Source organism: Mucilaginibacter sabulilitoris, from assembly GCF_034262375.1.
Classification (GTDB): Bacteria; Bacteroidota; Bacteroidia; order Sphingobacteriales; family Sphingobacteriaceae; genus Mucilaginibacter; species Mucilaginibacter sabulilitoris.
The window spans coordinates 2,532,059-2,546,496 of sequence record NZ_CP139558.1; the positions used below are offsets into that span (position 1 = coordinate 2,532,059).

The window sequence follows — 14,438 nt, forward strand, 5'->3', positions numbered from 1 at the left end:
GTATAACATCCTTTAAAACAAAAAAACCGGATCACGATCCGGTTTTTTTGTTTTAAGCTTTCAAGGCCTTAACTTAATGGCCTTGCCTTTAAAAGAACCTCTTTATCCAATTTTTTTTATTTGACAATTGGTTCAAGCGCGGGTTTTAAAGAATCGGTTTTAACCAGATCTATATCGGGCTTTGATATATCAGTAAGCGCAACCCGCCCGCGGTCTTTACGCAGGATGCGGTTAAATAATGAAATTTCACGATCAAACAGGAAACGTAAAAATAGCTTGGTCCATGAGGTATGATAGTAAAGTGTATCATAATACTCGGGCGCTGTTTTCTTTATTTGTGGAAGTTTATTCCAGGGGATAGAAGGAAAATCATGATGCTCATTATGAAAGCCCACGTTAAAGGCTACTACGTTAAAATTGCCATAATAGCTGTATGTTTCCTGCTCCACACTGTGGGTGAGGTAATGTTCCTGAACCCAGCGGGCACCAAGCGGGTGCAGGCCAACCGAAAAAGAGAAACTTAACAGTAAAAACGCCACGGCCGGCCAACCCATAAAATACCATATAGCAGTTGTAAATACAGCTTGCAGTACAAAGTTGGTAACTATCCAGCCATCAATAGGGTGAATTTCTCTGAGCCTTGATAAGCGGAAAATTTGAAAAACAGGGAAAAACAGCAGCCAAAGCGCTTTGCCAAAAAACGAATTATTGATCAGTTTGGCTTCCCATTTGTTCGGTAAATCTGCGTCAAGTTCATGTACTCCCTGAAAAGAGTGGTGTTTGATATGATATTTTTCAAAGGATATGGCGCTTGGCAATATCTGCGGTAAATTGGCAAACATAGAAGCCCAGCGGTTGGCGTTACGATTTTTGAACAACAACTGGTGGGTACACTCATGTATCATTACAAACAAAGCATGATCGGCAAAGGCACCTAATAAGTAAGCTGCACCAAAAATCAGCCACCATGATTGGTCGCGCAGAAACCAGGCTAAAACTACCTGGAAAGCCACTAAACCTATAATTGCAAATATGGTATTGGGGTTTTTACCTATCAGCTTTCTGAGCTCGGGAAATTGCTTTAAGATTTTTTTAGTACGAATGCGATGAGGTTCAGACTCCTGGGAATAAACAAAATCAGTTTTCTTAGTCATATAAATTGTAAACGTTAAAGATAACAATAACGTGTTGAAAATATCATTTTTTAGTAAAAAATTATCATACAAAGCAAAAACTTCATAAACATTTCACGAATATTTTATATAAAAATGCTTATGGATACTTGAAAACCAATACCTTAAAATTGTTTGGGAGGGGTTTTCGGGTGCCTTGTTCAAACTGTGCCGAACTTAAATAAATTTTATGAGATTATAATTTTCCATCACTGAACTATGGGCAGCCTGGACTAATTTAGCAGCACAAGACAATAAATTTAAAAGTTGAGCTGAACCGAATAATTAAGCCAAAACAGATTTACTACAGAATAGGTAAGCAAATTAGCACGTTAATTGTACAATTATAGCATCAGTTATTAATTTAAAATCAGCGAAACTATGTGGTGGATATACGCCTTACTATCAGCACTTTTTGCTGCACTTACCGCAATATTTGCCAAAGTAGGCATAAAGGGGGTGGATACCGATCTGGCTACTGCTGTCCGTGCCGTGGTGATATTGATACTGGCCTGGGCCATTGTATTGTTTAAAGGTAATAACAACGGTATAAGTGGCTTAACCAAAACCAATTGGACATTCCTTATACTCTCGGGCTGTGCCACCGGGCTTTCATGGATATGCTATTTTAAAGCGCTGCAATTGGGGAAAGTGTCGCAGGTGGCACCGGTTGATAAATTGAGCGTGGCGATAGCTATAGTGTTGTCGGTTTTGTTTCTGGGAGAGCCACTTACCTTCAAAACCGCGTCGGGAGCCCTGCTCATTATCGCAGGTACTATAGTGCTTATATTTTAATATTATGGCAATCGTTATGCTAATTTATTAACCTTTTTGTAACAAATACACAACAATTCATAAAATTCAATATTTATCCAATCTTTCTTTTCAAATTCGCAGCTTAAAGCCCTGTTGAATCAATGAAAGCCATTTATATCCTGTTTCTGTTTACTTTTTTTACTGTATGCGTACAAGCTCAGGTTAATCCCGCCGCCAAGGGTAAAATAAGCGGTAAGGTTACTGATGCTGCTACCAAACAGCCTGTAGACTATGCAACAGTATCTGTCTATAAGCAAGGTAGTACATCGCCTTTTAATGGCATCAGTACCGATCCTAAGGGACGTTTTACAGTGGATAATATACCAGACGGAGAATATAAGGTTACGGCCGATTTTTTAGGTTATCAGCGTAGCATCATTGAGCATGTAATTGTTAAAAATGGCGCCAGCACAGTAATAGGTGAAATACTGCTGGCTCCTGTACCGCACCAGTTAAAAGGTGTAACTATAGTTGCTAAAACCCCAACTGTTGAAAACAGGATAGACAAAATGGTTTATAACCCTCAAAATGACCTGAGCGCGCAGGGTGGGGTGGCTATTGATATCTTAAAAAAAGTACCGCAGATAACCGTTGACATTGACGGCAATGTGGAACTGCAGGGTAATTCCAATATTCGGTTTTTAATAAACGGAAAGCCCTCCAGTATTTTTGGGGCCAGCCTTGCTGATGCACTTCAGAGCATACCGGCCAGTCAGATCAAGAGCATAGAAGTAATTACAAGTCCTGGGGCCAAGTATGATGCGGCCGGAACCGGTGGTATTGTGAACATTATTTTAAAGGATAGCCGGGTAGAGGGGGTAAACGGAAGTGTTAACCTATCGGCAGGTACCCGCCGTGAAAACGGCTCGTTTAACCTCAATGTGCGTAAGGGAAATTTTGGCGTAAACGCTTTTTTTAGCGGTAATGCCCAGCTTAACAGTAACTCGCCAAACACGCGTAACCGTACTTCAACAGATTCAGCGCATAATACCACAACCCTATTTCAACAGGGCAGCAGTAATTTTACCCGCAACGGGTATGAATCGGGCTTAAACCTTACCTGGAATATCAGCAAGCATGATGATCTTACCGGCTCTATCGGGTTTAATCATTTCGGTAATCATGGCAATGGCATTACCAACCAGGATCAAAGACAAGTAAACGCGCTCGGTGAGGAAATATCCGACTTTAAAAGCATCCGTAACTCAAGCAGTAAGTTTAACGGTACATCAACAGATGTAAGCTTAAATTATAAAAAGACATTTGAAAAAGAGGGGCAGGAGCTTAATGTGTTGTACACCGAAAGTTTTGGCCGCAATACTTTCAGCTCTTTTCAGCAGCAGGATTATTTAAACGCAGACATACCATCGTCAGGTATATCAAATAATAACCCCGGTAAAGACAGGGAAACCAATATTTCTGTCGATTATACTCACCCTGTAAGTAAAAGCTTTACCATTGAAACCGGCGCCAAGCTCGACTTTAATAACATTAACAACAATATTATAACCGACACTTTACAAGACGGCGTGTTTGTGCCTAATGCCAATCAAACTTATGGCTTTTCATATCACCGTAAAATATATGCCTATTATTTGTCGGCCACCACATCGGTGTTTAATAACTTTCTGGATATAAAGGCCGGTTTGAGGGATGAGTACACCACCACTAAAGCTGATTTTGAGGGTACAAACATCCCCAATTATAATATACTGGCGCCATCATTGGTTTTATCTCATAAGTTGGGAAACAGCCAGTCTATCAAAATAAGCTATACCCGGCGTGTGCAGCGCCCCGATTATGGCGACCTGAACCCCTTTTTAAATATCAGCGATCCGCATAACATCAATACCGGTAACCCTAACCTTAAGCCCGAGCTTGGCAATAATTTTGAACTCGGTTACAATAAATCATTTGATAAAGGAGCAAACATTAATATAGCCGCGTTTTACCGCCACAACACCAATGATATACAGCAGTTCACCACTTTTTATGATTCGCTTGTAGTAAATGGTGTTACTTATTCGCAGGTATCATTAAGCCAGCGGTATAACCTGGGATCACAAACACGCGAAGGCATTAACCTGTATGGTTCAGTACCTATTACGGACAAGTTGAGCGTACGCTCAAATATGTTCTTTTCTGCGCGTACCAGCAATAATCCGGGCAGCAAGAGCGTAACCGGTTTTTCTTACCGTATTAACATGAATGTGCAGTATAATTTTGGGCATGACCTGAGCGCCGAGTTTTTTGGTAACTACAGGTCATCGCAAAAAGACATTCAGGGAACCGACCCTAAATTTGTGTTCTACAACATTGCTATGCGTAAAATGATCCTGAATAAAAAATTCAGCTTTGGGCTTACGGCGTCAAATCCGTTTGCCAATTTTGTTGGCCAGCGTTCAACAACATTTGGCAGCAACTTTAACCAGGTAAACATCAGGCAGGTACCTATACGTTCATTTGGTATAAGCCTGAGCTACAAATTTGGCAAGCTCGACTTTAAGAAGGATGACAGAGATAACAGGGACAATAAAGACGACGATACGAATAACAGCCCCGATACACCTCCTTTAGAAAAACCTAAAGACAATGCAGGCAGCAATGGCGGCGGTAAAAGTAAATAATAAAAAAGCGATGCTGAAATAGTTCAGCATCGCTTTTTTATTTGGCAGATGATAAAATGGATTTATACTATTAACCGTTTTTTATCAGGATGCTTTCAATAATAAGCGTGGCATCTTCGCAGCTGTCTGTAGCGGTTTCCATCGCCATAAAAACATCGGTATATTTTATAAGCTGTATGGCATCGGTTTCATTGGCCAGCAGATCGGCAAAAGCTTCGTTATAAACGGTATCAGCCTGATACTCCAGTTTTTTGATGCTGCTGCAAAGCTCAAATATATGAGCCGAGTTACCCAGGTTGTTCATGGCATTGATGGCCTTTTGCAATTCGGTACTTGTTCGGAGTATGAGGCTTGCCAGGCTAATAATAGGTGGGGTTATCTGTGGCACATCGTACAGGTGTATTCTGCGCGAGGCCATGGCAATACTATCGGCAACATCATCAATGGCGGCAGCCAGGTCGCACATGTCCTTGCGCTGAAATGGAGATACCAGTTGTTTACCCGACTCTGAATAAACCTGGTGAGTAACCTCGTAACTCTTGATCTTTAATTTATCAATATGGGTAAAATTGTACTTTTGCTCAAAAATATCCTTAGAGTTTACGGCAGTATTTAACAGAGTTGCCATTTCAACAACATTGGCCGCAATCCTGTTAAACAAATCATAAAAAATTTTATTAGAGTTAGGGAGTATCGACATAGTTAAATCTTTATGATCCTGTTCTTTAAATATTGGTGTAATTAAAATACTGTATATTAGTTTCTTAACTTAATTAAACCATTGATTGTATCGCCGATAAATGTAGATATTAATTTGCTGTTAAAAGTCACGCTATTGTTAATGTAGTGTTAATTAAATATTATCAAATGGTTGGCTTATCTTTGCTGCATGTCTAAACACCATTTGCCTACTTATGCTATTGTTGAATTATTGATAAGGCTATCGCAATATAATTACCTCATTGGCGACTATAAAAACCATAGTATTTTTGATAAAGGTGTTATGGTTAAAACATCGGGAGGGAGCATTAATTTCCCTGCGAATATAATTATGAAGCAATTTGAAAATCCCGAGTCAATTACTGATAACGAACTTGCAGACATGGCATTGCTTTTTAAAGCATGCTAACCAGGTTCATCCCAGATATATTTCTCTTAAAATTCTGTGTAACATTTAAGTCTGGATAAAACAATATGCCCGTCCTTGTTATTATAGTTACACAAGCTCATTATACATGAAACCCGCTGATAGACATTATAAATTTATAAACAGTAAAACTGGTTATGTAATTTATTATCACTCCATAAGCAGTGAACGTTCTGCCGGGGAGATCAGGGCCGAATTGCAGGAAGTAAAAAACAAGGTAGCTATTCAAAATGGCATTTATTGCGAAACCATTTACTGGGAAGAGATCAGAGAAAATGCTGATCAGCAATAGTGCATACTTGCAAAAAAATAAAAAACCCCTGCCTTGCGGCAAGGGTTAAAAAAAACCACAACAATTGTTTAACCTTAAGGCTATGAAACCCTAAGGTCAATTCCTAACTGCAATGTGGCTTTCTTATAATATAACGCTTCTGTATATCAATTAGTTTCAATTGTCTGGAATATTTATTTTCTGATGTGTTAAATTCACTTTTATTTATCATGACAGTGGATAATCAAATAAATTTCATCTTATATTTATACAATAAAATATGAAAAATATGAGAAGAGTATTTCAACTAAAAGCAGCAATGCTTGTAGCAGTTGCGCTTTTAACAGCAACTTTTGCGCAAGCACAAAACAAAAAGCCGGCAAGCCCGCATGATAGCACAACTGCGGTGGTAGCAGGTTCAACCATTAAAATTAAATACGGCAGTCCTTACGTAAAGGGCCGTAAAGTATTAGGCGAACTGGTGCCTTTTGATAAGGTATGGCGTGCCGGTGCAGATTCGGCTACCAGCATTACTACCAGCAAAGCCATAAAGGTAGAAGGTAAACCGCTTCCGGCAGGTAGATATGCATTTTTTGTTATCCCGTCTGCAAGCGGCACATGGACACTTATTTTCGACAAAAATCCGAAGCAATGGGGCGCATATACCTACAAAGAAAGCAACGACCAGCTAAGGGTTACTGTTAAAGGAAAAACCGCTCCAAAACAGGAAAGCCTTACCTATGCTATCAATAAAACAGGTTTCAATTTAAGATGGGATACATTTGAAGTACCTGTTTCTATCAAGTAAAGATTTTTTAATTAACCTGATCGCATTAAAGCCCCCTGAATTGGGGGCTTTTTTTATAATGAAGAATCATTACTGCTATTAGCGGGAGTATTATTTTAACAAACAACTATTACTTCTATATTTACGCAACCAATGCGTTATAACCCCGCTACAAAAATTTTATTAAAACGAATAGCTGCCATATTATTATTAACACTGGCTGTTTTTATGCTGATGCAATGGGCAAATTACCCGTCATCTGTTGAGCGGTATTACTCCGGCGGTTTTTATATATTCATTTGCAGTGTATTTCATCCTGTTTTAAACTTATTTCCGTTTAGTATTGGCGATGTGTTATACATCGCGGTTATAGCTTATTTAATTTATAAGATGGTTGGGCTTTTTAAACTGCTTTTTAAAAAACAGTTTAAAATAATAGGGATGCAATTATTAGGACTGGTTATAGGCGTTGAGGTAGGCATATTAGCTTTTTATCTTTTCTGGGGTATGAATTATTTCAGGCCATCAGCTGCCGAACGATTAAATTTGAGAGATACCTCCTTTACCACTGCCGATCTGAGAGCCGTAACCAAACTGCTTATTGATAGTGCTAATATTACCAGGGCACGCGTTACTCATGCCGATATGGCCCAAACAAACAGTACTATTTATCAAACTGCCGTACAGGCTGTAAAATCGCTCTCAACAGATTCTGTTAGTTTTCGTTCGTATCATCCCGATATTAAGCCTTCGCTGCTAACATTTTTGCTCAACTATATTGGTACATCGGGATATTATAATCCTTTTACCTCCGAAGCGCAGATCAATTACCAGATGCCGGTTTTTAACCGGCCGTTTGTGGCCTGCCACGAAATGTCGCACCAGATGGGGTACGGAGCCGAGGATGAAGCTGATTTTGCTGGTTTTATAGTGGCGGTTAATTCTCGCGACAGGTTGCTGCGTTATTCGGCATACCACCTGGCAGTTAGCGAGTTTATGTACTCATTAGGCCGGCGCGATACTATAGCTTATAAAGAATTAAAAGCCGGCATTTCAAAAAATGTACGCCATGATTTTAAAATAGAGCACGACTACTGGCTATCATACCAGAACAAGCTGAGCGCCATAAGCAGCGTTTTTTATGATAATTTTTTGAAGGCCAACAACCAACCCGGTGGACTTGAAACATATAACCGCATGGTATTGCTGGTAATGGCCCTTGAACGGAAGTACTGGGTTAATTAGAGAACGCGTTATACAGAAGTTGAGTAGCAGCCAATAAACTAAAATAAAAAATGCGTTCCGTATCTCACCCCGGAACGCATTGCAATACCATCTCAAACGATATTGTATCAACTAAATCTCAGATATCATGCTTATGAGTACCCAAGCTCTTCTATATTTACCGATGAACAGCATCCGTAAACAAATTTTTTATCTTGTACCTGTATAGCTATATTGAGTTTAATCAGTCAACTCAAACTTCAATTATGAATAATTGAATAGGAACGCAGGTCTGTTATAAATATTATCTGATTAAGCGTCAAATTTACTGTTATTATTAAAATGCTATTTACTTTTCACATCCAAAAGGCCTGTTTAACAGGTAAAAATATTGTTACCGGGCGATAGTGCTAAGATTTTTTTCCGTTTAACGCCTCGCAATTGAAATATTTTTAATTACCCAACCTGTGAAAAAACTTTCACATGGCGGTAGTTAGGAATACCCCGGCCTTTTTATCGGAGAGTTAAAAATGTGATAGAAGTGGCGTTAAGACATGGTAAATACGGCCCCGGAATGGTTATTATGCCGGATGCTTTGCCCGTGGCATCAGGTTTGATTTACTTAATAAACAAAGTGTACTCATAGTATAAAATGAAAAAATATCTTCTGATCGCCTTGCTGGCTTTTTGTTGTGCCAATTTGTTTGGTCAAAGTATCACTATTAATGATCTTACCAACATATCCAATCTCCCAAATGACGAAGCGCATAACTATCTGGTATTAGGCAAAGGTTTCAAAAAGGAGTACCTGCAGGATGTAAACGGCAATACCCTGGAGTACCTGCACAAGATTGGCACCAATAAAAAAGAAGAAACCGTAATTATAGGCGTGGGCACCAAACTCAGCAATGGCAGTACACTGCGCACGGTTACCTATAAATCACAAACCACGCAGCATTTATTTAACTTAATAACCCAGGCAAAAAGCGCAGGGTTAAAAATGAATATCCAGGGAGCCGATGCCATCAATAACATTTACCTGTTTGACAATAACTTTTTTCATATCAGCATTTTTGTGAACCGCGATAATACATTTGGTTCGGTAGAAGTAAAACAAAAGGAGTTTTTAGGTTTTGATTAACCTATAGGCGATAATTGACCTGTACTTTCTCATTAAAATGCAGCAGGGCTTTATTATATTGCATAACCAATTTATAAAGCTTATGAAAACCATTAGCCGGAAAAAATTTCTGACTACTGCCGCGCTTGCCACTGCCGGCATTCCGTTTGGTCTGAACGCCATGGGTAAGGATACCACTAACCCACTAACGCTAAACGGTAGAGGAGTTAACAATTCTACTCCTGCCGAAAAAATTAAGGTTAGCATATTCTCCAAACACCTGCACTGGCTTAATTATACCGATATGGCCGCGTTGGCGGCCGAAATGGGCTTTGATGGGGTTGACCTTACCGTACGTCCGGATGGCCATGTGCTGCCTGAAAATGTTGCCATCGATTTACCCAAAGCGGTTGCAGCTGTTGACAAGGCCGGCTTAAAAGTGTACTCCATAGTAACCAATATTAAGCAACCCGATGAAAAACACACGGTGGATATTTTAAAAGCTGCATCGGCATTGGGTATAAAATATTACCGCACCGCCTGGTTCAATTATAACAATGCCATCAGTGTGCCCGAAAATTTGCAGGTTATCAGCAAACAACTATCGGGTTTGTCAGCCTTAAATAAGCAATACCATATTCATGGCGCATACCAAAACCATTCCGGTAATCTTTTCGGGGCATCCATATGGGATCTGTGGCTGGCACTGAAGGATCTTGATCCGGCTTTTATTGGCTGCCAGTACGATATAAGACATGCTACAACCGAAGGGGCGGATACCTGGGCTACCTCCATACAACCGCTGATACCTTATATTAAAACTACCAACGTCAAAGATTTTTATTGGGAGAAAAAAGATGGAAAATGGGAGGTAAAGAGCGTTCCGCTGGGCGGTGGAATGGTTGATTTTAAAAAGTATTTCGGAGTTATAAAGCAAAATAATATAGGAGGTCCGCTTAGTTTACATTGCGAATATGATGCCCTGGGTGGTGCGCAGGATGGCGCTAAGCAGATCTCCATCAGCAAGCAAGCGTTTACGGCTGTAGTTCAAAAAGATCTGGCTACCTTAAGAGGTTGGCTAAAAGATAACGGGTTGTGATTTTATATAATTTATTCCTTTCTAAAGCCGGTGTGTCATTGCTTCATACCTCACCCACACAATTATCTATTTTTTGATTGCAAAACAAACAATTTGCATTTATAACAAGTTTGTTACTATATTTAGTAAAAGTAATGCAGCCGCTTTTATCCCCAATAAAACCCCTGCGTACCTTAACCAATTAACCTTTAAAAAAAAGAAAGGAGAAAGTAATGAACTTAGTTCATAAAATTGAAAACTGGGGCGATACCCATCACCCTAAAATTCTTGATTTTGTGCGTATAGCACTTGGTGTATTTTTGCTGCTGAAAGGTGTAGCTTTTATGGAGAATACCTCATACCTTAAAAGCCTTATTGACAGTCAGGATGTAGTAGATCTCTCGCCTTTGGTATTAATGATCCTGGTGTATTATGTAACCTTTGCCCATATGGTAGGGGGGATACTGATAGCTTTAGGCATATTAACCCGGCTGGCATCTATTATTCAGATACCGATAGTTTTAGGAGCGGTATTTTTAACCGGTATTTTCCAGGAGCCCATTAATGCCATGGCCTGGCCATCTGTTACAGCGCTTATACTATTGGTGCTTTTTACTATTATAGGTTCGGGACCAATATCGCTGGATAAATATCTTTCAGAGTAAGGATTGTGAGTGAAACTCACAATCCTATGTTAATATCCTATAGCCTGCTCATCTATATAACACCATAACCAGCGTTCGCCGGGTTCGGCCGATATAACTACCGGGTGGTTGCTCGCCTCAAAATGTTTGGTCATGTGTGTATTGGGCGAACTATCACAGCAAAGTGTAACCCCGCAGGTTTGACACGTGCGCAGGTGCATCCACGAGGAATGTGTTTTTACACACTCCTCGCAAACGTATTCTCTTGGCTGTTTGATATTGGTAACGGCAGCTAAATGCCCGCATACTTCTTCTTCCGTCATGTTAAACTTCTGCTAAATATTTATGTACAAAACTAATGGCCATGGAGCCTTCGCCTACAGCAGATGCAACACGGTTCATGGCTCCTGCACGTACATCGCCAGCGGCAAATACGCCCGAGCAACTGGTTTCTAATAAAAACGGATCGCGTTTAAGCTTCCATATCTTACCGAAACCTTCGTAGCTGCGCAGCTCGCGCCCGGTTTCGATAAAGTCTTTATTGTTTTTTATAATATCAAGCTTTATCCAGTCGGTGTAGGGTTTAGCACCAATAAAAATGTACAGAGCGTTAGCCACTTTTTTTTCCGTTTCCTTGGTTTTACAATTTAACAATGTAAGTTCCTCAAGGCAATTAGTACCACCAGCTTCAATTATTTCAGTATCGGGTACAACTTGAATATTAGGTGTATCTGCTATCTGGTTAATGAGGTAAGCAGACATGGTAGATACCAGGTTTTCTTTCCGGATAACAATATATACTTTTTTGGCAAATTTAGACAGGTGCATGGCAGCTTGCCCGGCAGAGTTGCCCCCGCCAATTACATATACCTCTTTACCGGTACAGGCTGTAGCCTCGGTAGTTGCAGCGCCGTAATAAATACCGGCACCGGTATAGTTTTCAACGCCCTTAACTTCCAGCTTGCGGTAGTCAACGCCGGTAGTTATGACCACGGTACGGCTAATAATTTCAGGGCCGTCATCCAGTATAATGGTTTTATAACCATCTTTTTGTTTGATGTCGCTTACCGATTGCGGCGATAAAAATTCGGCCCCTAAACGCATGGCCTGGCTAATGGCACGGCGGGTAAGATCGGCGCCGCTTAAACCTGCCGGGAAACCCAGGTAGTTTTCAATACGTGAACTGGTTCCTGCCTGCCCGCCTGGTGCTTTACGCTCAATGAGTAAAGTTTTTAAACCTTCTGACGCACCGTAAACGGCAGCGGCCAGCCCGGCAGGGCCAGCACCAATAATTACCACATCGTAAACATCGGTTAGCGGTTGCGGGCTTTTGTCAAGCTTTTCGGCTATGGCCCTTATGGTTGGTTTGGCAATATGGCTTCCATCTTCAAATATTACAAGTGGCAGGTCATCGGTTGTTAGTTTATTAAGCGCCAAAAGGCTTCCTGCATCAATGTTCTTTTCAATATCGAGCCAGCGGTAAGGGATCAGGTTACCAGCTAAATAATCCTTGATCACGTGCGACTGCGGATTAAATTGGTAGCCTACAAGCTTAATGCCCACAAATTCAGGCACATAATTATTTTGCCAGTCTGCAAGTAGGTCGTTTATTACCGGGAAAAGTTTTTCTTCTGGCGGATCCCAGGGCTTCATGAGGTAATAATCAAGCTGCACATCGTTAATTGCTTTTATGGCAGCTTCGGTATCCGAATAAGCGGTAAGCAATACACGTTTAGCATCGGGGTATATTTTTTTGGCTTTTTCTAAAAACTTAACCCCTTCCATTTCGGGCATACGCTGGTCGCACAGGAACAGGGCAATCACATCCGAGCTGTTTTTAAGTTCGGTAAGACTTTCAAGGGCCTCATTTGCTGATGTTGTACTCAATATTTTGTACTCTTTCCCATACTGCGATCTTAAATCGCGGCTTATGGACCGCAGTACTTGCGGGTCATCGTCAATGGAAAATATTATAGGGCGGCTCATAGGGGTGTTTTTCTAAAGGTAAAATTATTAATATTTTATCAAGTATCGAGTAGTTAGTATCACGTATCGGGATTTCCTGAGGGCTATTAATGCAACTTTAGAAGGCTGTCCTCATACCTGATACTCACTACTTGATACTCCTGCTATCCGTCAATCAGAAAACAAACGCTGAATACGGTGTGGCCCGGTTCTGATTTTACTTTGATAGAGCCCCGATGTTGCTTTACAATCCGTTGTACAACCTCAAGGCCCATGCCAGTACCCTTGCCCATTTCTTTTGTTGTAAAAAACGGATCAAATATCAGGCTTTGGATATCTGCCGGAACACCGGGACCGTCGTCTACTATAAAAACTTCCACAAACTCACGGTCGCGGCGGGTTTTAATAGTTAAGGTACCTTTGCCGTTAGCATCCATGGCATCAATAGCGTTATCAATAAGGTTGGTCCATACCTGATTAAGTTCGCCAATAAGGGCCTTTACTTCGGGCAGGGTCTCATCAAAGTCTTCAATAACGTTAATGTTTCCTTTCCTGATCTTGTAACCCAGCATAGTTAACGTGTTGCGTATGCCAATATGTATGTCGGCATATTGTTTATCCTGCGCGCGGTCCATGTGGGTAAAGGTTTTAACAGAGCTTACTAATTCGGCAATGCGCCTTGCTGATTCCTGTATATCACGAACCATTTTTTCGGTTATTAGCATGTCGCTTATCCAGTTTAATACATGGGTTAAGTTTTCGCCCGGTATAATTTCACTGAATTTTTCAAGGGTTTCAACAGTAAAGCTAAAATCAACAAAGCTTTCGGCAATATCATAACTGTTTTCTATTTCATGCTCCTCAAGCCACTCAATTATCTGGTCTTCGCGCTGCGTACGCTGTTTAAGGCTAAGCCGGGTTGAGTTTTTATCGTCAAGTATTTCAAACAGGAGCTTGGTAACATCGGTTATCTGCTGCGGCTCAATTTTCATGGTAAATATCGCTTTGATACTTTCAGGCTCCTGTTCAAGGTGCTTTTTAAGTGTAAGCGAATCGCGTACAATAGCCGATGCCGGGTTATTCAATTCATGGGCAAGCCCTGCCGAAAGTTTACCCAATGCCATCATTTTTTCGTTTTGCTGTTGATAAGCCGTAAAATCGCGAACGCGGGTGGTCATAATATTTACCAGGGCTTGTGTAAGCTCATAATGGTTGCGTATCATTTCGGGTATCAGCTCGGTATTAAAGCTGCGTATTTGCAAGTGACCGATGGCTTGTGCATACCCCTTTGAAATTTTGCCCCTTGAAAAGGGCAGGTAGCCGGTAATATTGCCCGGGCCAACAACTACAAATTCGCGCCTGAAACCGCTTTGCATCATAAAAAAACGCATGCTGCCCTCAACCATAATATGCGGACCGCTCATGGGCTCGCCGGGTTCCATCAGGAAGTCTCCATCTTCAAATACATTATCGATACTATTTTCTAACAGCCATTGCAGCTGATCTTCAGGTACATTATTAAAGGCTTCGAGCGATTGCAGCCAGGACGCGGTTATCTTTTGCATGTATTAAAGTTAGCTATGTTAT

Annotated in this window: 14 protein-coding genes; 9 read left to right on the forward strand and 5 right to left on the reverse strand. The window is 40.7% G+C overall.

The window, feature by feature from the left end:
* Positions 1 to 116: 116 nt before the first annotated feature.
* Positions 117 to 1,154 carry a fatty acid desaturase gene (locus SNE25_RS10950; protein WP_321565140.1) on the reverse strand — a complete coding sequence of 346 codons (1,038 nt, stop codon included), beginning with the start codon at positions 1,152 to 1,154 and terminating at the stop codon, positions 117 to 119.
* A gap of 399 nt (positions 1,155 to 1,553) precedes the next feature.
* Between SNE25_RS10950 and SNE25_RS10955 the strand changes: the two genes are divergently transcribed.
* A complete protein-coding gene (locus SNE25_RS10955; protein WP_321565141.1) occupies positions 1,554 to 1,967 on the forward strand; it encodes an EamA family transporter in 414 nt (137 codons plus the stop codon).
* Between the two features lie 122 nt (positions 1,968 to 2,089).
* Positions 2,090 to 4,615 carry a TonB-dependent receptor domain-containing protein gene (locus SNE25_RS10960; protein WP_321565142.1) on the forward strand — a complete coding sequence of 842 codons (2,526 nt, stop codon included), beginning with the start codon at positions 2,090 to 2,092 and terminating at the stop codon, positions 4,613 to 4,615.
* A gap of 70 nt (positions 4,616 to 4,685) precedes the next feature.
* Here the strand turns inward: SNE25_RS10960 and SNE25_RS10965 are convergent, their stop codons facing one another.
* Positions 4,686 to 5,315 (reverse strand): DUF47 domain-containing protein, encoded by a 630-nt coding sequence (locus SNE25_RS10965; protein WP_321565143.1) that lies wholly within the window; start codon positions 5,313 to 5,315, stop codon positions 4,686 to 4,688.
* A 189-nt stretch (positions 5,316 to 5,504) separates the two neighbouring features.
* Between SNE25_RS10965 and SNE25_RS10970 the strand changes: the two genes are divergently transcribed.
* From SNE25_RS10970 to SNE25_RS11000, 7 genes are all read left to right on the forward strand, one after another.
* Positions 5,505 to 5,744, forward strand: a complete 240-nt coding sequence (locus tag SNE25_RS10970) for a hypothetical protein (protein ID WP_321565144.1) — start codon at positions 5,505 to 5,507, stop codon at positions 5,742 to 5,744.
* 106 nt (positions 5,745 to 5,850) lie between these two features.
* Positions 5,851 to 6,054 carry a hypothetical protein gene (locus tag SNE25_RS10975; protein WP_321565145.1) on the forward strand — a complete coding sequence of 68 codons (204 nt, stop codon included), beginning with the start codon at positions 5,851 to 5,853 and terminating at the stop codon, positions 6,052 to 6,054.
* 268 nt (positions 6,055 to 6,322) lie between these two features.
* Complete coding sequence (locus SNE25_RS10980; RefSeq protein ID WP_321565146.1) at positions 6,323 to 6,841, forward strand: DUF2911 domain-containing protein; 519 nt, start codon at positions 6,323 to 6,325, stop codon at positions 6,839 to 6,841.
* A gap of 132 nt (positions 6,842 to 6,973) precedes the next feature.
* A complete protein-coding gene (locus SNE25_RS10985; protein ID WP_321565147.1) occupies positions 6,974 to 8,065 on the forward strand; it encodes a DUF3810 domain-containing protein in 1,092 nt (363 codons plus the stop codon).
* 631 nt (positions 8,066 to 8,696) lie between these two features.
* Positions 8,697 to 9,185: a hypothetical protein gene (locus tag SNE25_RS10990; protein ID WP_321565148.1), complete on the forward strand. Its 489-nt coding sequence runs from the start codon at positions 8,697 to 8,699 to the stop codon at positions 9,183 to 9,185.
* A gap of 82 nt (positions 9,186 to 9,267) precedes the next feature.
* Positions 9,268 to 10,263, forward strand: a complete 996-nt coding sequence (locus SNE25_RS10995) for a sugar phosphate isomerase/epimerase family protein (protein WP_321565149.1) — start codon at positions 9,268 to 9,270, stop codon at positions 10,261 to 10,263.
* Positions 10,264 to 10,475: 212 nt separating this feature from the next.
* Positions 10,476 to 10,907: a DoxX family protein gene (locus SNE25_RS11000; protein WP_321565150.1), complete on the forward strand. Its 432-nt coding sequence runs from the start codon at positions 10,476 to 10,478 to the stop codon at positions 10,905 to 10,907.
* Between the two features lie 29 nt (positions 10,908 to 10,936).
* Here the strand turns inward: SNE25_RS11000 and SNE25_RS11005 are convergent, their stop codons facing one another.
* The 3 genes from SNE25_RS11005 to SNE25_RS11015 all read right to left on the reverse strand — a co-directional run bounded on the left by SNE25_RS11005 (position 10,937) and on the right by SNE25_RS11015 (position 14,416).
* Positions 10,937 to 11,209 carry a UBP-type zinc finger domain-containing protein gene (locus SNE25_RS11005; protein WP_321565151.1) on the reverse strand — a complete coding sequence of 91 codons (273 nt, stop codon included), beginning with the start codon at positions 11,207 to 11,209 and terminating at the stop codon, positions 10,937 to 10,939.
* 1 nt (position 11,210) lies between these two features.
* A complete protein-coding gene (locus SNE25_RS11010; RefSeq protein ID WP_321565152.1) occupies positions 11,211 to 12,872 on the reverse strand; it encodes an FAD-dependent oxidoreductase in 1,662 nt (553 codons plus the stop codon).
* 143 nt (positions 12,873 to 13,015) lie between these two features.
* Positions 13,016 to 14,416 (reverse strand): ATP-binding protein, encoded by a 1,401-nt coding sequence (locus tag SNE25_RS11015; protein ID WP_321565153.1) that lies wholly within the window; start codon positions 14,414 to 14,416, stop codon positions 13,016 to 13,018.
* Positions 14,417 to 14,438: the final 22 nt, after the last annotated feature.

Bases quoted from the DNA above. Each gene is read 5' to 3' on its own strand.
- SNE25_RS10950 (WP_321565140.1), bottom strand. From the start codon at position 1,154: ATGACTAAGAAAACTGATTTTGTTTATTCCCAGGAGTCTGAACCTCAT.
- SNE25_RS10955 (WP_321565141.1), top strand. From the start codon at position 1,554: ATGTGGTGGATATACGCCTTACTATCAGCACTTTTTGCTGCACTTACC.
- SNE25_RS10990 (WP_321565148.1), top strand. From the start codon at position 8,697: ATGAAAAAATATCTTCTGATCGCCTTGCTGGCTTTTTGTTGTGCCAAT.
- SNE25_RS10980 (WP_321565146.1), top strand. From the start codon at position 6,323: ATGAGAAGAGTATTTCAACTAAAAGCAGCAATGCTTGTAGCAGTTGCG.
- SNE25_RS10985 (WP_321565147.1), top strand. From the start codon at position 6,974: ATGCGTTATAACCCCGCTACAAAAATTTTATTAAAACGAATAGCTGCC.
- SNE25_RS11015 (WP_321565153.1), bottom strand. From the start codon at position 14,416: ATGCAAAAGATAACCGCGTCCTGGCTGCAATCGCTCGAAGCCTTTAAT.
- SNE25_RS10960 (WP_321565142.1), top strand. From the start codon at position 2,090: ATGAAAGCCATTTATATCCTGTTTCTGTTTACTTTTTTTACTGTATGC.
- SNE25_RS10995 (WP_321565149.1), top strand. From the start codon at position 9,268: ATGAAAACCATTAGCCGGAAAAAATTTCTGACTACTGCCGCGCTTGCC.
- SNE25_RS11000 (WP_321565150.1), top strand. From the start codon at position 10,476: ATGAACTTAGTTCATAAAATTGAAAACTGGGGCGATACCCATCACCCT.
- SNE25_RS10965 (WP_321565143.1), bottom strand. From the start codon at position 5,315: ATGTCGATACTCCCTAACTCTAATAAAATTTTTTATGATTTGTTTAAC.
- SNE25_RS11005 (WP_321565151.1), bottom strand. From the start codon at position 11,209: ATGACGGAAGAAGAAGTATGCGGGCATTTAGCTGCCGTTACCAATATC.
- SNE25_RS11010 (WP_321565152.1), bottom strand. From the start codon at position 12,872: ATGAGCCGCCCTATAATATTTTCCATTGACGATGACCCGCAAGTACTG.
- SNE25_RS10970 (WP_321565144.1), top strand. From the start codon at position 5,505: ATGTCTAAACACCATTTGCCTACTTATGCTATTGTTGAATTATTGATA.
- SNE25_RS10975 (WP_321565145.1), top strand. From the start codon at position 5,851: ATGAAACCCGCTGATAGACATTATAAATTTATAAACAGTAAAACTGGT.